This is a genomic window from Thalassospira alkalitolerans, from assembly GCF_002115745.1.
In the GTDB taxonomy this organism is placed as follows: Bacteria; Pseudomonadota; Alphaproteobacteria; order Rhodospirillales; family Thalassospiraceae; genus Thalassospira; species Thalassospira alkalitolerans.
Genome location: NZ_JFKB01000007.1, coordinates 112,560 through 133,928, shown reverse-complemented (window position 1 = coordinate 133,928; position 21,369 = coordinate 112,560). Strand labels below are relative to the sequence as shown.

Here is a 21,369-nt window from a genome sequence, read left to right as displayed (position 1 = left end):
CTCACTCCGCGGCTATATCAAGCGCATAGGGCTTGAAGTCATCAGGGAAATGGGTCAATGCGCTCATCACCGGATAGGGGGTAAACCCGCCCAAGGCGCACAGTGAACCGAACTTCATCGTTTCGCACAGATCGGCCAGGAGTTCCTTTTGCATTTCGGGGTCTTCACCGCGTGCGATCTTGTCAACCACCTCGGTGCCGCGCGTTGATCCGATGCGACATGGTGTGCATTTGCCGCATGATTCAATGGCACAAAACTCCATGGCAAAACGCGCCTGCTTCATCAGGTCAACCGTATCGTCAAACACAACGATACCGGCATGACCGATCAAACCGTCCACCTTGGCAAAGGCCTCGTAATCAAACGGAGTATCGAATAATTTACGCGGGAAATACGCGCCCAATGGCCCGCCCACCTGCACCGCCTTGACCGGGCGGCCACTGGCCGTGCCGCCGCCAATCTGATCAACGATTTCACCCAGCGTCAGGCCAAATGCGGTTTCATAAAGCCCGCCATGTTTGACATTTCCGGCAATCTGGATCGGGATCGTGCCGCGTGACCTTCCCATGCCGAAATCGCGGTAATATTCCGCCCCTTTTTCAAGGATAACCGGCACCGAACACAGCGAGATAACGTTGTTAACAACCGTTGGTCGGGCCAGAAAACCTTCAATGGCAGGAAGCGGCGGTTTGGCACGCACGACGCCGCGCTTGCCTTCCATACTGTTCAAAAGCGATGTTTCCTCGCCGCAAACATAGGCCCCGGCCCCCATACGGACTTCCATATCGAACGCCTTGCCCGATCCAAGAACGTCTGCGCCCAACAGTTTATTGGCACGCGCAACCTCAATTGCTTCGGTCATGATGCGGATCGCGTCGGGGTATTCCGACCGGGTATAAACATACCCTTTGGTCGCCCCGGTCGCGAGGCCCGCAATGATCATGCCTTCGATCAAAACAAATGGCTCGCCTTCCATGATCATGCGGTCGGCGAATGTACCGCTGTCGCCTTCATCGGCGTTACAAACGATGTATTTCTGATCGCCCGGTGCCTGACGGACCGTGTTCCATTTAATCCCCGTCGGGAAACCGGCCCCGCCGCGCCCGCGCAAGCCTGAATCGGTAACCGCCTTAACGATTTCCTCGGACGACAGTTTCAGCGCATTTTCAAGCCCGATCAACCCCTCATTGGCGCGGTAATCATCCAATGATACCGGATCGATAATGCCACAGCGCTGAAACGTCAGGCGGGTTTGCGCCTTTAAAAACGGAATTTCCTGTGTATGGCCAAGGTAATGTTTGTGTTGCCCGCCGTTCAGGAACCCGGCATCGAACATGCCCTCAACATCCTCGGGCGTAACCGGGCCATAGGCCAAACGCCCGCGCGGGGTTTCGACCTCGACCATCGGTTCCAGCCAATACATGCCAAACGAGCCATTGCGCACGATCTGGATATCTTCACCGCGTTTTGCCGCCACCGTGGCAATGGCGGATGCAACGTCATCTGCCCCCAATGCAACGGATGCGGAATCAAGCGGGACATAAATCTTGATTGTCATGATCCGACCTCGCTCAGAATACGGTCAAGACGGTCCTTGCTGACGCGTCCGATAACCTTGCCATCCACCATCGCCGCCGGGGCACAGGCACAAAGGCCAAGGCAATATACCGGTTCCAGCGTGACATTCTGATCGCGTGTCGTTTCCGACCAGCCGACTTTCAGCTTGCGTTTGGCGTGGTCGGCAACATCATCGGCCCCCATCGCCTGACAGGCCTCGGCACGGCAGATTTTGATCACGTGTTTCCCCGGCTTTTCTTCGCGGAAATCATGATAAAAACTGGCAACCCCATGGACTTCCGCCCGGCTAAGGTTAAGCCGCTTGGCAATGGTTTGAAGCGCGCCATCGGGAATAAAGCCGTATTCATCCTGCACTTCATGCAGGATCGGCAAAAGCGGGCCTTCGATACCGGCCAGACCATCACAGATGGCACCAACGCGGTTGGATATTTCCTCGGTCATCTCTGTTAAAGACATGTAAGCCTCTCTCACTGACAGTCTTTTGAAATTATTCGTTATTCCAACCAGTGTCGGCGATTGCCGCCCCCGGTTCAATAAAGCCATCCCGTTACGCGATAGCGAAAACCTATCAAGCCGTTTTCACGCGGTCTTCAAACCGGCTCAAGTTCCGAAATGCCTTTGGCTTCTTTTAACAAGGCTGACACCACCGGGGTTGCCGGTTCGCGTTTTGCCGCAATCATTCCAACAAGATGCAAAGCATCGGGTTCGACAATCGGGATCGATTTCACCCGGTCATGCATGCTGAATTCCTTGACCATTTTAACCGGCATGATGCTGGCCCAATTGCCGGTATGCACATGGGTAAACAGCGCAATCATCGAATCACTTTCCAAAGTCGGGCTAACCTTTGCCCCGGCTTCGGTCAGATGTTGATTGATAATCCGCCGGTTTTGCATATCGGGCGTCAACAGACACAGCGGAAATTCCGCCGCCTCGCGCCATGTAATGCTTTCCCGGTCCCCGATATGATCGAAATTCGATGTCACCAGATGATAACGTTCATAATAAAGCGGGATCGACGTCACCCGCCCCAAAGGCTCGTTATCCAAATAGGTAATCCCGACATCGATCTGAAGGTCATCCAGCAAGGCCTGAATTTCGATCGAGGTCCGCGATAACACCGCAAAAGTCACATCCGGGTGCTTTTCGCGAAACGGGGTGGTCAATTCATGCACCATCGACAATGCGGTAGGAATAACCGCGATCTGCACCTGACCGGTCAGGCCAAAACGCATCGCGCGCATTTCATCGCGCATCGACCGCGAACTGCCCACAATATGACGCGCCCATTCCAGAACACGTTCTCCTTCGGGCGTTAAACCCTGATAGCGCGATCCACGGCGGACAAGCACGACGCCAAGATGGTCTTCAAGCTGGCGCAGCGCGCTGGAAAGAGTTGGTTGTGTCACACCGCATTCTTCGGCGGCATGGCCAAAATGCTGCTCGCGGGCGAGCACCATAAACATTTCAAGTTTATCGATCATGGCGTATCCGGCGCCTTTCGGGGTTAACCCCTTATGGTGGCGCACTTTATGTGATTAATGGACACCATTGGCGGGGCGGGTGTCCTTGTCACAGGATAACCCGAATGGCCATAAAAGCCGAAGGGTTAATCCTGCAACAGGACCAGACATGAAAAAATCAAGGCTTCATGCCAAAGCGGGTCCGGCGACAGACAAATATCGCCGGACCCAATGGTACCGGTCGGGGGTGTGTCCGACCGGCTCCGGGGTTCGCTTGCCTAGGCCTTGGACGTGGCTTCACCACCGGCTTTGCCATGGTCCGAAGACGTTTCCATGTAATGCTTGTCATGGATCGGTTTGATCAATGAGTTGGCAATCAGGCCAATCACCAGCAAACCGGCCATGGCATACATGGTGGTATTATAAAGGCTTGGCGTCGGATCAACCGTGCCCACCGGCGCGATTTCCATCAGACGAGCAATGGTCACCGTTTTTGCCGCCACCAATTGATCAAGCTGTTCCATCCCGGCACCAAATTTGGCCTGGAATGCCGCCGGATCAATATGAGACGCCAGATCGCGGATCGAATTCCCGACCGAGGTCTGACGCAACTGGGTGATGGCAAGCGGGCCCAAAACGCCAGCCGTGCTCCATGCGGTCAGAAGACGACCATGGATACCACCCACATATTTGGTCCCGAAAACATCGGCAAGATAGGCCGGAATGGTCGCAAAACCACCACCATACATGGTGAAGATGATCATGGTTGCGCCATAGAACATAATAAGCCAGGTCACAACCGGGTTCACACTGACCTGACCCGCAGCATAGGGGATCGACAGATACAGAATGATGCCCAGCACAAAGAAGCAATAATAGGTGTTTTTGCGCCCGATATAATCGGAAATAGACGCCCAGAAGAACCGGCCACACATGTTAAAGACCGAAATCATAAACACATAGGTCGCCGCAAAACCGGAATTGACGACCAATGGCAACGTGCTGCCAAAGATTTCGCTCATCATGGTTTTGGCAACGCCAATCACCCCGATACCCGCCGTCACGTTAAAGCACAGAACAATCCACATCATATAGAATTGCGGTGTTTTCAGCGCCTGATCGATATGAACGTTTTTATGGGTAATCATGCGTTTGGATGCGTCATCGGCGGTCGGCGGCGTCCAGCCAGCCGGAAGCCATCCTTCGCGCGGCACGCGATAGGAAAACGCTGCAATAACCATCACGATGAAATAAACAATCCCCAGCGTAAAGAAGGTCGATGCCGCACCGGTATCACCGGTCCCGACAACATAAACACCTGCTTCAAGCGGTACGGGCGCCGACGCAATCTGTGCCGCACCGGCAACAACAACTTCAACCATCTGGCCACCGAATTCGGCCATCCGCTTGCCGCCTTCGGTTACCATGGTAACCGCCCCTTCGGCACCCAGATATTCCGGCGCCTTATAGAACATGCCCAGCAGGGTTTCCTTGATCGGGGTTGCGATCATCGCACCACCGCCAAAGCCCATGATCGCCATGCCGGTCGCCATACCGCGACGGTCCGGGAACCAGCGAATCAGGGTTGATACCGGCGAGACATAGCCAAGGCCAAGGCCACAACCGCCAAGCGCACCATACCCAAGATAAACCAGCCACAATTGATGACTTGCAATGCCAAGGCCACCGATGATGAAACCGCCACCCCAACAGAATGCGGCAACAACACCAACCATACGCGGGCCAACTTCTTCAAGCCATTTGCCGCCAAATGCCGCAGCAAGCCCCAAAAAGACAATCGCAACCGAGAAAATCCAGACGACAGATTGCAGCCCCCAGTCCCCGGAGCTTGACGCAACCACACCGAATTCCTTGATCAGCGGCGGGTTGAAAATCGACCAGGCATAGACCGAGCCGATACAAAGATGAATGGCGATAGATGCTGGTGGCACTTTCCAGCGGTTGAAACCGTCTTCTGCGACGATATGTTCTTTTTTAAGGCGATCAAACATTTGAGTTCTTCCTCCCGGTATTATGTTTTTCCGGCGGCCACATCCCCCTTTTTTCGGTGAATGCTGCATGGCCATATCGCTAAGACCCGGAAAACATACCGTCGCAATCGCTATGCCATTCAGTCTATTGCCTGATTTTCTGGAAGTTTTTGAACGCTCAATCACATGCTGCGGCGCACGCGCATGGACAAAATGTCCACACACGCGTCACCGTACAGATGCACCAATGGACAAAATGTCCACTCGCAGTTGCACAATATCGGGCGTACCAACACCAAAACAACCGCATAAAAGAAATGATATTACCGGAAAAAAACCAATACCCTCGCCGGGTTATTTATTGCCGATGAATGGCAAAGGGTGACCAACTTTGACTGACCGGCATCACTTCCAATGTATTGATATTCACATGCCCCGGCAGGCTGGCGACCCAATAAACGGTTTCGGCAATATCTTCGGGCTGAAGCGGATCGGCACCGCCATAAAGTTTATCATAGGCATCCTTGTTCCCGCCGGTCCGCACCAGCGTAAACTCACTTTCCGACAATCCGGGTCCGATGGATGTTACACGCACCCCGGTGCCCTGCAAATCACACCGAATCCCAAGGGAAAATTGCTGAACAAATGCCTTGGACGCGGCATAAACATTCCCCCCCGGATAAGGCCAGTTTGCTGCAATCGACGACAGATTGACAATCATGCCCTTGCGCGCAATCAACCGGTCAAGCAACAAACGCGTCATCGTCACCAAGCCGGTGATATTGGTATTGATCATCGTCGTCCAGTCCGTCAAATCGCATTCCTGTGCCGGTTTGGTCCCCAGCGCCAGACCGGCATTGTTCACCAAAAGATCGATCTCGGCGAAATGCGCCGGAAGACTGTCAATTGCGGCCGCCATCGCGTCTTTGTCCGAAATATCAAACGCCAGCGCATGGGCGCGTGACGCCCCGCCAAGTTCATCAACAAGCCCCGCCAACCGGTCGGCACGCCGCCCGGTAATAATAACGTTCCAGCCCTCGGCAACAAATCGGCGCGCCATTGCCGCGCCAAATCCCGACGTTGCGCCCGTAATCAATGCATTTTTGGTCATGATCGTCTCCGGTTTGGATATTTCAGGAATTCAAAAAATCTGGATGTCAAAGCATGATCAGAATGGTTTGCATGGCACCGACAATCGCAATAAGAACCAGACTGATGGCGCAAACACGCCGCCACAAAATCATGCTCATCTTTCGATAAATCATCTCGCCGGGAAAATAGGCGATCACCGCAATCGCCAATAACGGCAAGGCCATACCAAGAAACCCGTCGGGCAACATCCCCGCACCTGCCCGTGTGGCAAAGCCCAGCACATCAACAAATCCGAAATAAATCGCCAATGTGTTGCGCACACGTGCACCTTCGGTGCCCCCTGCCAGCAACCACGCCGCCGCCAATGGCCCGCCAACGGCAAAACCGGCCATCATGCCCCCGACCACCAAGGCCAAAACCGCCCCGACAACCACATGACCCATCCATTGCGGTGGCCGATGCATCATCGCCACAAGGGCGGCAATTGCGATGGCAATATTGGTCGCGATCCGGGCGCTGTCATCACTGAGCATCGCGGCAACATAAGGCCCGGAAACCCCGCCGATCAGGCCAAAGCCCAACAATATCGCGGTCGCCCGCCAATCCACCATATGCCGATCAAATTTGCGTAAAATCAGCCCGGTCAGCACGAGATCAATCAACAGGATGATCGATGTCGCATCCTGTGGCGCCATCAGGGAACTCAGTCCCAGCGCGGCCAGCAAGGCAAAACCAAAACCGGTAACGCCGCGAAACAATGCTGCAATCGCAATCATCAATCCCGGCAAGACAATTTCCATCAACGCCCCCTTGCGCGCAAACCTGCTGTTGTAAGCTCTGCTCTTAAGTGGAAATACGCCAGTTCAAGGCCGACCCAATAGAGCCACAAACCGGGTTTTGATGGGTCCACCCCCATATCTGGCACCACACATAGTTTCCATCTGGCCCTAACGGGACTTGCAAGCACCGCGCTAGTTAACAATCAGCGTCTTTTTTGTCCTCAACCCTTGCAAGCGTACAGGAGCCACCATGACCGTACAGACAAAGCCCAACATGGCCCATCACTGGATGCCATTCACCAACAACCGTCTGTTCCATGAAGAACCCCAGATGTTTGCCAAGGCAAAGGGCGTTAAATACTGGACGCCAGAAGGCCGTGAACTTCTGGATGGCGCATCGGGCCTGTTTTGCTGTGCGGCGGGTCATAGCCGCCCGGAAATCGCCGATGCCGTTCATCGGCAACTGTCAACGCTGGACTATTCCCCGCATTTTCAGCGCGCCGCCCCGATATCGTTTGAATTTGCCGAAAAACTCGCCGCAATCCTGCCCGACGGGATTGATCGCGTCTTCTTTGCCGGTTCCGGGTCCGAGGCCGTCGATACCGCAATGAAAATGTGCCTTGCCTATCATCGGGCCACCGGCAACGCCCAGCGCACCAAATTTGTCTCACGCGCCTGGGGCTATCACGGGGTAAACCTTGGCGGCACCTCCCTTGCCGGGATGGTTAATAACCGTCGTGATTTTGCCGGCATTACCTGTGATGTCGTCCATATGCGCCACACATGGTCCGAAGAACAGCGTTTCACCCGCGGCCAGCCAGAAACCGGTGCGAACCTTGCCGATGAACTAGAAGAAATCTGCAAAACCTATGGCGGCGATACAATTGCGGCGGTCTTTGTCGAACCGATTGCCGGATCGATTGGCACCATTGTCCCGCCAAAGGGTTATCTCGAACGACTGCGCGCCATTTGCGACAAACACGGCATCTTGCTCGTCTTTGACGAAGTCATCACCGGCTTTGGCCGTACCGGTTCGGCCTTTGCATCCCAGGAATTTGCCGTCAAACCCGATGTGATCACGATGGCCAAGGCCCTGACCAATGGTGCCATCCCCATGAGTGCTGTTGCCACCTCGGCAGAATTTCAGGCCGCCATCTTCGAAGCCGCCAAAGGCGACCGGCCGGAATTCTTCCACGGATATACCTATTCGGCCCATCCGGTGGCCTGTGCCGCCGGGATTGCCACCCTTGATATTTACGCCAACGAAGGCTTGTTTGACCGCGCCAAATCGCTTTCCGATCATTTCCTCGACGCGGTATTTGGCCTGCGCAACCTGCCACAAGTCAGCGACCTTCGCGGCTATGGCATGATGTCTGGCATTCAACTGACACCGGGGAAAACACCGGGTGAAACAGGCAGTTGGGTCCAACGTGCGCTGTTTGACGAAGGCTTGCATCTCAAAGCTACGGGCGATGCCCTGATCTTTGCCCCGGCCCTTGTCAGCACCGAACAGGACATCAACGACATGGTTGCCATCCTGCAAAAGGTTCTTGGCCGACAAATCTGATCCTGTTTCAGGACCACCGCCATCCAACGCGGGCTCTCGATTTCGCAGTCGGGCTTGGGGCTTGGGATCTGAACCAAAAGGAACTGTTGCGCTATTGCGTGGCAGTTCCTTTGTCTTTTTCGGCTGTCACGGTCATGATGGCATCACGTAACTGACTGATCCCGGCCGCGATCTGCCCCCGATCAATCGCGGCAAAGCCCAACCGCATGTGATTGCGCGGGGCGGTTGCCCCATCAACGTAATGCACATCGCCCGGTTCGATCAAAACACCCCGCCTTGCAGCTTCGCGATGAACCGCCCAGGCATCAATCCCCTTGGGCAATGTTACCCAAAATGCCGATCCCCCGGCCGTCGGGGTGAAATGTATATCCGGAAGCTGGCTTGCCAATTCGCTCTGCATGATTTGCCATTTATCGGCCAGACGATCGCGGGTCCGGCGCAAATGCGCATCCAGATGCCCCTCGCCCATGAACAATGCCATGGCACGTTGATCCTGCCCGGATGGATGGCGATAACTTAACCGGCGCAAGGCGCGCAATTCGGTAATCAGTTCACTATCGGCAACGATATATCCCACCCGAAGCCCCGGAAACATCAGCTTGGTCAGGCTGCCGATATAAATGATATGCCCCGAATTATCATAACTTTTAAGGGCGGCGCGCTGATTGCCAAGATAGTTCAACTCATGCTCGTAATCGTCTTCGACAAGAATAAAATCCTCGCGGCGCGACCGTTCGACAAGCTGCAACCGACGATCCAGCGACATCGTCACACTGGTCGGGCATTGATGCGACGGGGTGACATACACCATGTCACAGCCATTCATCGCCGATGATGGCACCACGCCTTCGCTATCAATTGGCAAGGGCACGATATCGGCCCCGCTGGCGGCAAAGATATTGCGCGCATCGACATAACCGGGGTTTTCCACCCCGACGCGCCGCCCCTTGCCCGCCAGCAATTGCCCGACCAAAAACAGCGCGTTCTGGGCACCGATGGTGATCAACATCTGTTCGGGATGGGCGCGCAATCCACGATGGGGCAGGATGCGGGTAATAATCTGTTCTAACAGTTTCGGGTCGTCCATATCGACCTGATCACCGACCCAGCTTGCCGAATGGGCCAGACTTCCAGCCAGACGCATCGAATCCCGCCACCGCGAAATGGTGGTTTTATCCACCGCCACCTGCCCATAAATAAACGGATAGGGAAAATCACGCCAATTGCCCGGTTTAACGATATTGCGCGCCGCAGACGGGCGAAAACCAAGATGCCGCTCCCACAATTTCGGATCACGTTCGGGCGAAAAAAGCGATGCGGTGCGCGTATCAACCCGAAGACGCAATTGCTGGCGAATATATTGTTCATTCACAAAATGCCCGCGCCGCCAGACCGCGGTAAGATACCCGTCATCCATCAGGCGTTGATACACCAGCATCACCGTATTGCGCGATACCTTCAGGCTTGTGGCAAGATCGCGCGTTGATGGCAACGGTTCATGCATCGGCAACCGGCCTTCAAGAATAGCATCCACCAACCCCTGATGAAGTTGTTGCTGCAAGGTTTGGCCACTGCTGGCCGGGTCATCAAGCGTGATGTTAAGCATCCTGATCCCGTTTCCTTATGTGGCATCGCAGCATTAAAGCCCCTCTGGCACCATAGTTTTTGGTTCTTGGCTCTACTGTAAGTAGAGGCACCAGATATAGCATTTTGTCAACCGCACAAGCTTCAACAAGAAAAGTGTCACAAAATCAGACACTTCAGCGAGGCCTGTCAATCAGGGAGGCGCATGGTGCGCCGCAAAAGGGAAAAAACCCCGGCTATCAGGAGACAACGGATGACCAAGCTCATTTCCGGCTCGAAATTCAATCGACGCACATTTCTTAAAAGCTCTGCGGCGGTCGGTGGCCTGTTCGCAATGCCCGCCATCATCAGCAAGCGTGCGCTTGCCTCATCAGGTGAAATCAACATTCTGATGTGGTCCGATTACCTGCCAGAAACCTTTATTTCCGCCTTCGAAGGCGCGACCGGCATCAAGGTCAATTATACCGGTATCGGTTCGAACGAAGAACTAATCAACAAGCTCAAGGCGTCCAAGGGCCGTGGCTTTGACATTGTGTCGCCGACCAATAACCGCGCGCTTCAGTGGAAGGCGCTGGAACTTCTTCAGAAATTCGACATGACCAAGGTGCCGCTCGAAGCGGTCAACCCGGCCATGGCCAAAATCGGCAGCACCGACTGGGCCTTTACCGCCGGTGATACCTATTGGCTGCCCCATATCTGGGGAACCGAAGGCATGGCATGGCGCACCGACCTGTTCCAGCCCGACGGCACCTTCCCGTCCTATGGCGATGTCTGGTCTGATGCCAATGCTGGCAAAACCATGGGCCGCCCGCATTCGATGATGCTTGGGGCGGGTCTTTACATGGAAAGCATCGGCGAACTTGAACCCGGCTCCATGTGGAAAGCCTATGAATCCGAAGACGCGATGCGCCCGATCTGGGACAAGGTCACCGCATGGTGTGTTGCCCGCAAAAACAATATCAAACTGTTCTGGAACGATGCCGACACCCAGAAAAACGGCCTTTTGAACGAAGGCGTCATTGTTGGTCAAACATGGGATGGCCCGCCGCTTGCCCTTAAAACGGCGGGTGAACCGGTGATCTATCGTGCACCAAAAGAAGGCGCAATGGCATGGGTTGACGGCATGGCGCTTCCGGTTGGGGCCGCCAATCTCGATCAGGTCTATGAATTCATCAAATACGCCTTCAAACCGGAACTGGCTGGCGAGGCCATCGACCATCACGGCTATAACTCGCCCGTCCTTGGTGCTGACAAATTCGCAGGCGAAGCCTATGCCCTGAACTTTGCCGATGCCTATCCGGGCGAAGCGCTTAACAACCTCAATCCATGGCCGTCCGAGCCACAGTGGTATGCCGATACCCGGACCGAATACGCAAACCGTTTCGAAAGCGCATAATTCCACTTTTGCGACTTAGGCGGGAATGGGATGGCACCAATGGCTTTTTGCCGGTGCCATCCCCCTGTTCCTGTCTCCGACACCGGGTCAATGAACCGGCTGTGCTTTCGGATTGCCCGTACAGGCAAATTGACGTCTTCAAGGATTGGCATTTCCATGACCAAAGAAATCTCGCTTGAACATGTTTGGGTCGAGTTCGGTGAATTTACCGCCGTTCAGAAAGCGAACCTGACCATCGCCGGGGGGGAATTCTTTTCATTCCTCGGCCCGTCCGGCTGCGGCAAGACAACACTTTTGCGCTGTATTTCCGGTTTTCAGGAACCCACCCGCGGGGTGGTCAAAATCGGCGGCAAAAACATGAAGGGTGTAGGCCCGAACAAACGTCCGACCGCCCTGATTTTTCAAAACCTTGCCCTGTTTCCGCTGCGATCCGTTGCCGATAACATCGCCTTTCCCCTTGAAGTGCGCGGTGTTGACAAAAAAACCCGGCGCAAACGTGCCGATGAATTGCTTGAACTGATCGCGCTGACCGGTCAGGGCGACAAGAAAATCAGCGAACTTTCCGGTGGCCAGAAACAGCGCGTTGCCATTGCGCGCGCGCTGGCCGTTGAACCCGATATCCTTTTGCTCGATGAACCGCTTTCCGCCCTTGATCTGAAACTGCGCCAACATATGCGCACCGAACTTCGCGCCATCCAAAAACAGGTCGGTCTGACCTTTATCTATATCACCCACGATCAGGGCGAGGCCCTGACCATGTCGGACCGGATCGCGGTCATGAACAAGGGCAAGGTCGAACAGATCGGCGATGGCAAAACCATTTATGATCATCCGGGCACCGGATTTGTCGCGTCATTTGTTGGCGAAAACAACGTGCTCGAAGGAACGGTCCTGTCCAATGACGGCACAATCGTCAAGGTCGATACCGGTTTGGGCGTGCCCTTTGTCGTTGCCAATCACGCGACGGAAAAAGGCGCGCTGGTACCGGGCGATGCCTGTCAGATGTTTATCCGCCCCGAAGCGCTCAGGATCGCTGCCGGCGATGATGATCGAAATCGCTTTGAATGCAATTTTGTCACCGAAGAATTCGAAGGCAATATGCGCCATATCGTTCTGGATGCGAGTGGCCGCAAACTGAAAATGTCGATGATCAATGACGGCCGCAACCCGATTGACGGCAGCGCCCCCATCGCCCTTGATTTCGCCCCCGAAATGGGCATTGCCCTGCCGCCTGGCCCCTTGGCCAGTGCATGATGGGGGGATCGAAAAATGCGTGATCTGTTTTATGATCTGGTCCGTCGCAACGGCATGCCGGTCGCAATTTACCTGATGCTGGCTGTGACACTTTGGGTCTTTATCCTGATTGTCCTGCCGCAACTGACCATGTTTGACTATTCCTTCCGTCTTAACCTGCCACCGGGCAAGGTCGGCGGGCCCGAAGATGTCTATACCGTCGAACAATACGCCTATCTGTTTCAAGGAAGCGGCGGCGCGGGCAATATCAACACCCTTGATCTGGGTATTTTGTTCAAGACCCTTTTCTCTGCGGTCTTCGTTACGGTTTTCGATCTTCTGATCTGTTATCCGGTGGCATTTGTTCTGGCCAAATCATCAACCGGCGCCAAGGCACGTTTGCTGGTACTGGCCCTGATCGTGCCCTATTGGATCAATGAAATCCTGCGCGCCTTTGCCTTTCGCATCCTGTTTGGCAGCACCGGGGTCATCAATGAATTTGGCATGGGGCTTGGCCTTTGGGACAATCCGGTCGATTTCATCCGGGCCGATGTCGCATTATATGCCGGTCTGGCCTATGCCTATATCCTGTTGATGATTTTCCCGCTTTATAACGCGATTGAAAGTCTGGATCGAAACCAGATCGAAGCCGCGCGCGATATGGGTGCCAGTTGGTGGCAGGTCCACGCCAAGGTCGTCATCCCCTATGCCAAACCGGGCATAGCATCGGGCATGACCATGGTCTTCATGCTGACATCGGGGGCCTTGGCCGCGCCGCAAATTCTGGGCGGGCCATCGAATTTGTGGTTCACCCAGCTTGTTTATCAATGGTTCAATTCCGGCGGTAACTGGCCGCGCGGTTCGGCCTATGCCATGATCCTTCTGTTCGTTTGCATCGCCTTGGTCCTGTTGACCATGCGGATCTTCAAGGTCTCCATCGGGGAGATCAAGCGATGAACAAACGTTCCCTCTCCGCCATGGTTCCCAGCCTGTATCTGGTGTTGTTCTTTACCTATCTGTTCGGGCCCTTGATCATCATGGTGATCACCGCGTTCAATTCATCGGGCTTCCCGCGTGTCAGCCCGTGGGAATGCTTTACCACAGACTGGTTTGGCAAACTTGCCGCCGACAACAAACTGATAGAAGGGCTGGGCAACTCGCTGATCATCGGTGTCGGCGTTGTCGTGGTGGCCATCCCGATCGGGCTTGCGGCCGCCATCATGCTGTCGCAGGTCGGACCAAAACTGCGGGCCTCCCTTTATACGATCTTTATTGCGCCGATTTTGGTGCCCGGTGTTGTCATCGGTCTTTCGACCCTGATTTTCTGGGATCGGATCGGCACGTTTTTCAATGCGCCTTATGAAAGCTTTTTCTACAGCGGCACCTTCCTGACCATCATCGGTCAGGTCACCTTTATCGCCGCCTATTCGATGCTGGTCTTCCTGTCGCGGATCCAGCGATTTGACCATACCCTGACCGAGGCGGCCCTTGATATGGGCGCCAGCCCGACACAGGCCTTCGTCAAAGTCCTGCTGCCGTTCATGGCACCGGCCATCGGATCGGCCACGGTTCTGGCGTTTCTGGCCTCGCTTGAAAACTACAACACCACCGTGTTCACCATTGTATCGTCCAGCACGTTCACCACCGTTCTGTCGTCAAAGGTGCGTTACGGCCTTGATCCGTCGATCTCGGCGGTGGCGGTTATCATTATCGCCATCACCCTGATTGGCGCGATCATCTTTGAATGCCGCAATCGCTATATGTCCGTCGGCTGGATCAAGGTCGTGGCGGATCGCCCCGCCCTTAAAATCGCCACCCATCCGGGTACGGTTGCTGCCATATTGGCCGTGATGGTGCTGGCCGCCGTCGGTTTCATCAAATCCCATGATTCAAGCGCCTGTCAGGCCGAAATCCTCAACCAGAAACGCGCCCTGCAACAGCAATTGATGGAACAACAAGCCATATCGACCCCGGCACCGGCAACACCGGCTGAAACCACCACCGGTGATACGGCCCCGGCCAATCCGTTTGGCGGGGCTAACAACAATATCTTTGCCCCGCAAAATCTTGGCGGCTCCACGGCTGAACCGGAGCCGGAACCGGCCGAACCACAATCGTCCAGCCCGTTTGGCAAGGGCAATATTTTTGCACCAGAAAACCTGACCACACCGCCGCCTGACGGCGGATAATCACCGGTACACTCAAACAAACAAAGGCGGCCTGCTATCGGGCCGCCTTTGTCTTATCATACCGGTATTATCTAGGTCGCTTCGGGCAACCAGATGGTAAAGACCGTGCCCTGCCCCGGTTCGCTTTCAACCGTCATCTGCCCACCTTGGCGATCAATCAGGGTCTTGCTGATCGAAAGTCCAAGCCCCGTGCCTTCACGCCGCTTGGTGGTGTAAAACGGATCAAAAATCCGGCCCAAAATTTCGGCAGACATCCCCGTGCCGGTATCGCGCACCGAAATCAAAATGCCCCGTTTGCCGTCCTGCTCGGCGTCTTCATCGATCAGGGTCAAGGTGCCGCTATCGGGCATCGCATGCAGGGCATTCACCATCAGGTTCACCAGCACCTGCTGCAACTCGGTCCGGTTCATCAAAATAAGGCGGGTCGCATTGCTGTGACATACAATCTCGATATCGGCCTTGTTCAACAAATGCTGCACCAGGGGCAGGCAATCGGCAATCACCTCGCCGGGGGCATGGCGTTCAATAAAACCGGCATATTCTTCGGGTTTGGCGAATTGCAACAGCTTGGTGACGATCATGTTGATCCGGCTGACCTGCTCATCGATCAGACGAAATTCGGTTTCGGCCAGCCGGGCATTTTCGCCCAAAACATCGCGCACCACATCCAGATTGCCCTGAATAACCGCAACCGGATTATTGATTTCATGTGCAACACCGGCGGTAATTTCGCCAATCGCGGCCAGTTTTTCCGACATGATCAATTGTTTGGTGGTCGCTTCAAGCTGGCGGTTGGCATCGCGCAATTCGCGCGTTCGCGCATCAACCCGCGCATTGAGTTCTTCGTTCCACGCCCGAAGGCGCTTATCGCGTTCCTGCACCTGATCGAGCAAATCATCCAGATGTTCCGCGACCAGCGATATTTCATCCTGCACCTGATTGATATCGGTCCGCGCGTCAAAATCACCACTTTCGACCCGGGCAATCGTCTGGGTCATGCGTTCAAGCGGTTTGAAAATGCCCCGCGCCCATCGCAGGAAGATCGGCACACTTAACGTCGCAACAAACAAAAACGCGCCGATAATGATCAACAGGCTTTCATATTTCGTCTGGGCAAAGGGCTTTTCCAGAAAGCCGACATAAAGCATCCCGACCCGCTTGCCAAAGCTGTCAACAATCGGCTCATAGGCCGAAATATACCAATCATTGACGACAAAGGCGCTGTCGAGCCAAACCTTGCCATCTGTCAGGACATTTCCCCGCACCACAGCCGAAACGCGGGTCCCAAGTGCCCGTCGACCTTCAAAAAGCCGGACATTGGTGCTGATGCGCACATCGTCAAGGAACAGCGTCGCCGTCCCTTGGCTCCCTTCCGGAAGGCTGCTTTCGCGGTACACCAGATCATTGATCGTATCGATGAAGACAAGGTTCTGGTTTAACAACAAGCCCCCCACCAGCACCCCGTCGGCCTCGGCCCCCGTCCCCCCTGTCACCCCCGTCGCCTCATCCATCGGCAGGGAAACATGACTTGCCGAATGCACGACCATGCCGCGCGTTTCAGTATTGCGATCCGTCGGCACCGCATTGGCGGTCGGCACCAGATCAAGGCGCGCCCGCGCCGCAAGATCGGGCGAAATCGCCGCAAGATCGGCATTGCTGAAAATATCCACCCCGGTGGATGACCCGCCCAAAAAGGCCTGCGAAATCACCGGCCAGCCGGGATCAACCCGTGGCCGGGCCTGGATTGGCGCAACACCCGACACCCTGCCTTGTCGGTTGGCAATATACAGAAAATCAAGGCCAAGCTCGCGGCGCTTTGCCGCCAGAAAATCATCAATCTGCCCCCGGTCCCCCGATGACAGAAGATCGCGAAACATCACCGACTGCCCCAAAGCTTCGATCTGCTTGCCGGTATTTTCAAGGATATGTGAAACATACTGATGGGCAATCGTCAGGTCGCCATTGACCTTGGATGTCAAAAGCGCATCAAATTTGCTGTTCCAGCGCACCATCATCACGCCAAGCAATAAGGGCAAAATGACAAGCGTCGGCAAAAGCGCAATCGCCAGCAATTTAAACCGCACCGACCGGGTGCGTTTGGTGCGTCGGCCCGGCCACTGCATCAAACGGCCCAATCGGCAAATTTGCGGTCAATCGTCTTGCGCGAAATGCCAAGTCGGCGCGCCGCTTCATTGCGGTTGCCATCGGTTTTATGCAACATCGCCAAAATATGGCGGCGCTCCATTTCATCTAGCGTTTCATCCTGATCGTTCTGGGCCTCGCCGCCAATTTTCTCCTCGCGAAATTCCGGTGGGAACCGGCCAAGGATCAAGGTCCGTTCGATCAGGTTGCGCAATTCACGCACATTCCCCGGCCAGGCATAGCGCGTTAATCCGGCCCGTACCGCTCCATCCATTGTCACTTGCGGCACGCCAAGCTGTTTGGAAAGCTTGGTCATGAACAAACCCGCAAGTTCCAAAATATCGTCGCCACGATCACGCAAGGGCGGCATGGCAATATGCATGACATTGATCCGATAAAATAAATCGGCCCGGAACCGACCGGCTTCAACTTCAGCTTCCAGATTGGCATTGGTGGCAAAAACAAACCGCAGATCGACCGGGGCTTCGCGTTCTGACCCGACCGGGCGGATACGGCGGCTTTCAATCGCCCGCAAAAGCTTGCTTTGCGTTGCCAGCGACAGTTCCCCGACCTCGTCCAGAAACAGCGTGCCACCCTGCGCATGCATGAAAAGTCCGTCACGTGCGGCCATCGCGCCGGTGAACGCCCCTTTAAGGTGGCCAAACAATTCGGCTTCGATCATTTCCGATGGAATGGCGGCACAATTGACCGGCACAAATGGTTTTTCCGCCCGATCCGATAACGCATGCAGCGACCGCGCTGTCACTTCCTTGCCTGTGCCGCTTTCCCCTGAAATCAGGATTGTTGTCGGCAACGGGGCAACACGTGAAATGGTTTCGCGAATTTCCTGAATTTGCGCCGAATAACCGATCAATTTGTCGCGTAACAGCACATGATCGGATGTGGACCGCAATTCATGACGCAGGACATAGTTTTCACGCCGCAACCGCATACGATCAAGACAGCGTGCAACCGCGTTCAATATCTGATTGGATCGAAATGGCTTTAAAACAAAATCAACCGCCCCCGCCCGCAATGCTTTGATCGCGGTATCAAGATCGGCAAAGGCCGTCATCAAAATCGCATCCGAGAAAAAGCCGACTTCCCGTTGTTCGGTCAACCATTCGACCCCGGATTTTCCGGGCATGATGTTATCAAGGATCACCACGTCAAAGTGATGCTGATCCAATAATTTGGTCGCTTCCTCGCAATCGGCGGCTTCCTCAACCCGTTTGGCGCGCGGGCCCAAAATGCGGACAAGAAAGTTTCGCATCCCCGGCTCGTCATCAACGATCAGGATCGATGCCTTTTCAAGCCAGGGGCCAAATTCTGGCCCCGGCCCGCCTTGCGCCCGGTTTTCCGATTGCGATACAGATGCAGCCGCGGCCATCTCTGGCGCGTCCATTGCGGTCGATCTCATGATATTCCTCCGCCGATCCTCTTAAGATCAGTTTGTTATTATTTTTTCAAAGCTTAGATCAGCAGAAGATGAAAAGCAAAACTGTTGGTGGAATCATTTACAGCCTTCGTGCGACACATCACGACAGGGCCGAATCCCCCCTCGGTCCCAAACGCAATTCGGGCGGGGAATTTGATTTCCCCGCCCGATAACCTCGTCGCATAAAGCCGGGCTGACGCCCAAAGCCCTAGCTCATATTTGGCATGACAAATTCCGCACCTTTGCGGATGCCGGTCGGCCAGCGGGTGGTGATGGTTTTAAGCTTGGTATAGAACCGCACCCCTTCCATGCCATGCATGTGATGATCGCCAAACAGCGATGCTTTCCAACCGCCAAAGGAATGGAATGCCATCGGAACCGGGATCGGCACATTGATGCCAACCATACCGGTTTTGGTGCGATGGGCAAATTCACGGGCCGTATCGCCATCACGGGTAAAGATCGCAGTCCCGTTGCCATATTCATGGCTGTCAACCAGATCAGATGCCGTTGCAAAATCATCGGCACGCACAATCGACAGGACCGGGCCAAAGATTTCTTCTTTATAGATCGTCATATCAGGCGTGACATTGTCAAACAGGGTGCCGCCGACGAAATAACCGTCTTCATAGCCCTGCAACCGAATGTCGCGGCCATCCACAACCAGATCAGCACCTTCTTCAACGCCCTTGTTGATATAGCCAAGAACCTTGTCACGATGCTGCGCGGTCACCAACGGGCCCATATCGGCCTTGGGATCGGTGCCCGGTGCAACGCGCAATTCATTAATCTGCGGGACCAGTTTCGCAATCAGCGCATCGGCAGTTTCCTTGCCAACCGGCACGGCAACCGAAATCGCCATGCAACGTTCACCAGCCGACCCAAAGGCCGCCCCCATCAGGGCATCAACCGCCTGATCAAGATCGGCATCAGGCATGATGATCATATGGTTTTTCGCCCCGCCAAGCGCCTGACAACGCTTGCCCTGCGTTGCCGCAGTTTCATAGATATATCTCGCAATCGGGGTCGATCCGACAAAGCTGATCGCGGTGATTTCCGGATCATGAAGCAAGGCATCCACGGCTTCTTTATCACCCTGAACCACGTTGAAAACGCCGTCCGGCAAACCGGCCTCGGTCAACCATTCCGCCATCAAAAGCGACGCAGAAGGATCACGTTCCGACGGTTTCAGGATGAAACAATTGCCGCACGCCAATGCGACCGGGAACATCCACATCGGCACCATGGCCGGGAAGTTGAACGGCGTAATCCCGGCAACAACACCCAATGGCTGACGCACGGCATGGCTGTCAACCCGCGTACCGACATCCTCGGTGATTTCACCTTTCAAAAGCTGCGGCGCACCGGTTGCAAATTCAACAACTTCAAGCCCGCGCTGAACTTCGCCCTTGGCATCGGAAAGCACCTTGCCATGTTCGGCCGTAATCGCGGCGGCCAGTTCATCCTGGCGTTCCTCAAGGATGGCAAGGAACTTGTTCAAAATACGCGACCGGCGAAGCGGGGTCGTATTGGCCCATGCTTCATGTGCGGCACTGGACGATGCCACAACGGCGCGGACTTCTTCCTTGGATGCAAGGGCAACCGTCGCACTCTGCTGGCCGGTGGCCGGGTTGAACACGGCGGCGGATCTGCCGGACGTCCCGGCAACGCGTTTACCGTTGATGTAATGGGTGATCTGATTGGACATCTGGCTTCTCCCGATCGTCGTGATGAATTTTTGCTGCGGACCACATCTGGGTGATCCGCAAGTTGGTCGATTATGGGTATGCATCGCTATGCACATCAATTACCATTGTTGCAAATTTGATGTGCATTTTTTAAAGTCGATCAATCATGGACTGGGACCGCATTCGTATCTTTCTGGCCGTGGCACGCCATGGGCAAATTCTGGCCGCCGCCAAACAGCTTGGCCTGAACCATGCCACGGTCGGGCGCCAATTGACCGCGCTTGAAAAAGAACTTGGCACCAAACTGGTTGAACGGCGCACCACCGGATCGGAACTGACCAAGGCAGGCAAGGCATTGATGGGCGCCGCCGAGGCTGCTGAATCCGCCTTTTTGCAAGTCGGCAATTCCTTTTCCAATACATCCGAAAGCATCACCGGCACGGTGCGCGTCGGTGTCCCTGACGGGCTTGGCAACTATTTCCTTGCCCGTGAACTGGCCGGTTTTGCCGCCGATCACCCGGATCTGGTGATACAGCTGGTTCCCCTGCCCCGGACCTTTTCCCTGTCCCAGCGCGAGGCCGATATCGCCATCACCCTTGACCGCCCGAAACAGGGCCGTCTGGTGATCCGCAAACTGACCGATTATACACTCAGCGTTTACGCTGCACACAGTTATGTCGAACGATATGGCGCGATCAAATCCGAACGTGATCTAACCGACCGGCTGTTTGTCACCCATATCGAAGACCTGATTTACAGCCGCGCACTTGATTATGCGGCACGTCTTGGCAAACTGATGAAACGCCGTTTTGAATGCGGCAGTGTCGTCGCCCAGATGGAAGCCGTGCGCAACGGGCACGGCATCGGCATCCTGCATGATTACGCGACCCACGATATGCCGGAACTGGTCCGGCTTTTGCCCGAAATCGGCTTTACCCGCAATTACTGGATGCTGATGCATCCTGACACCAAAGACACACGCGGGATTGCCGCGGTGGCGGCCTATATTTCACACGTCACACGCGCCGCACGAGGATTGTTTGTTGCACAATGATCGTCTGGCACAAAAACGCCGGGATTTATGAAACTCATTTTGCATATGCGCAATGTCATCGATCCATTCGAAATATCACGACCAATTTGACACTATACAATCAGCCGAAAGTCCCCATACCTCCGTGCAGCAAGGCGAGAGGACATAGGTGCTTTCGATGCACCACCCCACACCT

16 protein-coding genes are annotated in these 21,369 nt (G+C 55.0%); 6 read left to right on the top strand and 10 right to left on the bottom strand.

The window, feature by feature from the left end:
- Position 1: 1 nt before the first annotated feature.
- The 6 genes from TALK_RS11665 to TALK_RS11640 all read right to left on the bottom strand — a co-directional run bounded on the left by TALK_RS11665 (position 2) and on the right by TALK_RS11640 (position 6,924).
- The gene (locus TALK_RS11665; protein WP_085619035.1) at positions 2-1,558 is read right to left on the bottom strand and encodes a formate dehydrogenase beta subunit; all 1,557 of its coding nucleotides are present in this window, start codon (positions 1,556-1,558) and stop codon (positions 2-4) included.
- A complete protein-coding gene (locus TALK_RS11660) occupies positions 1,555-2,034 on the bottom strand; it encodes a formate dehydrogenase subunit gamma (RefSeq protein WP_085619034.1) in 480 nt (159 codons plus the stop codon). Before TALK_RS11660 ends, TALK_RS11665 begins: the two co-directional genes overlap by 4 nt.
- A 134-nt stretch (positions 2,035-2,168) precedes the next feature.
- Positions 2,169-3,062, bottom strand: coding sequence for a LysR family transcriptional regulator (locus TALK_RS11655; RefSeq protein WP_085619032.1), 894 nt, complete (start codon positions 3,060-3,062; stop codon positions 2,169-2,171).
- A 257-nt stretch (positions 3,063-3,319) separates the two neighbouring features.
- Positions 3,320-5,053 (bottom strand): OFA family MFS transporter, encoded by a 1,734-nt coding sequence (locus tag TALK_RS11650; RefSeq protein WP_085619030.1) that lies wholly within the window; start codon positions 5,051-5,053, stop codon positions 3,320-3,322.
- A 337-nt stretch (positions 5,054-5,390) separates the two neighbouring features.
- Positions 5,391-6,143: an SDR family NAD(P)-dependent oxidoreductase gene (locus TALK_RS11645; protein WP_085619028.1), complete on the bottom strand. Its 753-nt coding sequence runs from the start codon at positions 6,141-6,143 to the stop codon at positions 5,391-5,393.
- 46 nt (positions 6,144-6,189) lie between these two features.
- Positions 6,190-6,924 carry a TSUP family transporter gene (locus tag TALK_RS11640; protein WP_085619026.1) on the bottom strand — a complete coding sequence of 245 codons (735 nt, stop codon included), beginning with the start codon at positions 6,922-6,924 and terminating at the stop codon, positions 6,190-6,192.
- 229 nt (positions 6,925-7,153) lie between these two features.
- Here TALK_RS11640 and aptA point away from each other — a divergent pair, with 229 nt between their 5' ends.
- Positions 7,154-8,470: an omega-aminotransferase AptA gene (gene aptA, locus TALK_RS11635; protein ID WP_085619024.1), complete on the top strand. Its 1,317-nt coding sequence runs from the start codon at positions 7,154-7,156 to the stop codon at positions 8,468-8,470.
- 91 nt (positions 8,471-8,561) lie between these two features.
- On the opposite strand, the gene pdxR is transcribed toward aptA, so the two are convergent.
- A complete protein-coding gene (gene pdxR, locus TALK_RS11630) occupies positions 8,562-10,076 on the bottom strand; it encodes a MocR-like pyridoxine biosynthesis transcription factor PdxR (protein WP_085619022.1) in 1,515 nt (504 codons plus the stop codon).
- 231 nt (positions 10,077-10,307) lie between these two features.
- Here pdxR and TALK_RS11625 point away from each other — a divergent pair, with 231 nt between their 5' ends.
- The 4 genes from TALK_RS11625 to TALK_RS11610 all read left to right on the top strand — a co-directional run bounded on the left by TALK_RS11625 (position 10,308) and on the right by TALK_RS11610 (position 14,872).
- Complete coding sequence (locus tag TALK_RS11625; protein ID WP_085619020.1) at positions 10,308-11,450, top strand: substrate-binding domain-containing protein; 1,143 nt, start codon at positions 10,308-10,310, stop codon at positions 11,448-11,450.
- A gap of 156 nt (positions 11,451-11,606) precedes the next feature.
- Positions 11,607-12,704 carry an ABC transporter ATP-binding protein gene (locus TALK_RS11620; RefSeq protein WP_085619018.1) on the top strand — a complete coding sequence of 366 codons (1,098 nt, stop codon included), beginning with the start codon at positions 11,607-11,609 and terminating at the stop codon, positions 12,702-12,704.
- 15 nt (positions 12,705-12,719) lie between these two features.
- Entirely contained in the window at positions 12,720-13,640 is a 921-nt protein-coding gene (locus TALK_RS11615; protein WP_085619016.1) for an ABC transporter permease, read from the top strand.
- On the top strand, positions 13,637-14,872 hold the full coding sequence (locus tag TALK_RS11610; protein WP_085619014.1) for an ABC transporter permease: 1,236 nt from the start codon (positions 13,637-13,639) through the stop codon (positions 14,870-14,872). The genes TALK_RS11615 and TALK_RS11610 overlap by 4 nt, the downstream gene beginning before the upstream one ends.
- Before the next feature lie 71 nt (positions 14,873-14,943).
- On the opposite strand, the gene TALK_RS11605 is transcribed toward TALK_RS11610, so the two are convergent.
- The 3 genes from TALK_RS11605 to TALK_RS11595 all read right to left on the bottom strand — a co-directional run bounded on the left by TALK_RS11605 (position 14,944) and on the right by TALK_RS11595 (position 20,160).
- Positions 14,944-16,995: a sensor histidine kinase gene (locus tag TALK_RS11605; protein ID WP_085619012.1), complete on the bottom strand. Its 2,052-nt coding sequence runs from the start codon at positions 16,993-16,995 to the stop codon at positions 14,944-14,946.
- On the bottom strand, positions 16,995-18,434 hold the full coding sequence (locus TALK_RS11600; RefSeq protein ID WP_085619010.1) for a sigma-54-dependent transcriptional regulator: 1,440 nt from the start codon (positions 18,432-18,434) through the stop codon (positions 16,995-16,997). The genes TALK_RS11605 and TALK_RS11600 overlap by 1 nt, the downstream gene beginning before the upstream one ends.
- A 226-nt stretch (positions 18,435-18,660) precedes the next feature.
- Positions 18,661-20,160, bottom strand: coding sequence for a CoA-acylating methylmalonate-semialdehyde dehydrogenase (locus tag TALK_RS11595; protein ID WP_085619008.1), 1,500 nt, complete (start codon positions 20,158-20,160; stop codon positions 18,661-18,663).
- A gap of 146 nt (positions 20,161-20,306) precedes the next feature.
- On the opposite strand from TALK_RS11595, the gene TALK_RS11590 reads away from it, so the two are divergent.
- Positions 20,307-21,194, top strand: coding sequence for a LysR family transcriptional regulator (locus TALK_RS11590; protein WP_085619006.1), 888 nt, complete (start codon positions 20,307-20,309; stop codon positions 21,192-21,194).
- Positions 21,195-21,369 lie beyond the last annotated feature (175 nt).

Coding starts and splice junctions, on each gene's coding strand:
- TALK_RS11590 (WP_085619006.1), top strand. CDS start 20,307: ATGGACTGGGACCGCATTCGTATCTTTCTGGCCGTGGCACGCCATGGG.
- TALK_RS11650 (WP_085619030.1), bottom strand. CDS start 5,053: ATGTTTGATCGCCTTAAAAAAGAACATATCGTCGCAGAAGACGGTTTC.
- TALK_RS11625 (WP_085619020.1), top strand. CDS start 10,308: ATGACCAAGCTCATTTCCGGCTCGAAATTCAATCGACGCACATTTCTT.
- aptA (WP_085619024.1), top strand. CDS start 7,154: ATGACCGTACAGACAAAGCCCAACATGGCCCATCACTGGATGCCATTC.
- TALK_RS11610 (WP_085619014.1), top strand. CDS start 13,637: ATGAACAAACGTTCCCTCTCCGCCATGGTTCCCAGCCTGTATCTGGTG.
- TALK_RS11665 (WP_085619035.1), bottom strand. CDS start 1,558: ATGACAATCAAGATTTATGTCCCGCTTGATTCCGCATCCGTTGCATTG.
- TALK_RS11660 (WP_085619034.1), bottom strand. CDS start 2,034: ATGTCTTTAACAGAGATGACCGAGGAAATATCCAACCGCGTTGGTGCC.
- TALK_RS11655 (WP_085619032.1), bottom strand. CDS start 3,062: ATGATCGATAAACTTGAAATGTTTATGGTGCTCGCCCGCGAGCAGCAT.
- pdxR (WP_085619022.1), bottom strand. CDS start 10,076: ATGCTTAACATCACGCTTGATGACCCGGCCAGCAGTGGCCAAACCTTG.
- TALK_RS11605 (WP_085619012.1), bottom strand. CDS start 16,995: ATGCAGTGGCCGGGCCGACGCACCAAACGCACCCGGTCGGTGCGGTTT.
- TALK_RS11600 (WP_085619010.1), bottom strand. CDS start 18,434: ATGAGATCGACCGCAATGGACGCGCCAGAGATGGCCGCGGCTGCATCT.
- TALK_RS11645 (WP_085619028.1), bottom strand. CDS start 6,143: ATGACCAAAAATGCATTGATTACGGGCGCAACGTCGGGATTTGGCGCG.
- TALK_RS11595 (WP_085619008.1), bottom strand. CDS start 20,160: ATGTCCAATCAGATCACCCATTACATCAACGGTAAACGCGTTGCCGGG.
- TALK_RS11620 (WP_085619018.1), top strand. CDS start 11,607: ATGACCAAAGAAATCTCGCTTGAACATGTTTGGGTCGAGTTCGGTGAA.
- TALK_RS11615 (WP_085619016.1), top strand. CDS start 12,720: ATGCGTGATCTGTTTTATGATCTGGTCCGTCGCAACGGCATGCCGGTC.
- TALK_RS11640 (WP_085619026.1), bottom strand. CDS start 6,924: ATGGAAATTGTCTTGCCGGGATTGATGATTGCGATTGCAGCATTGTTT.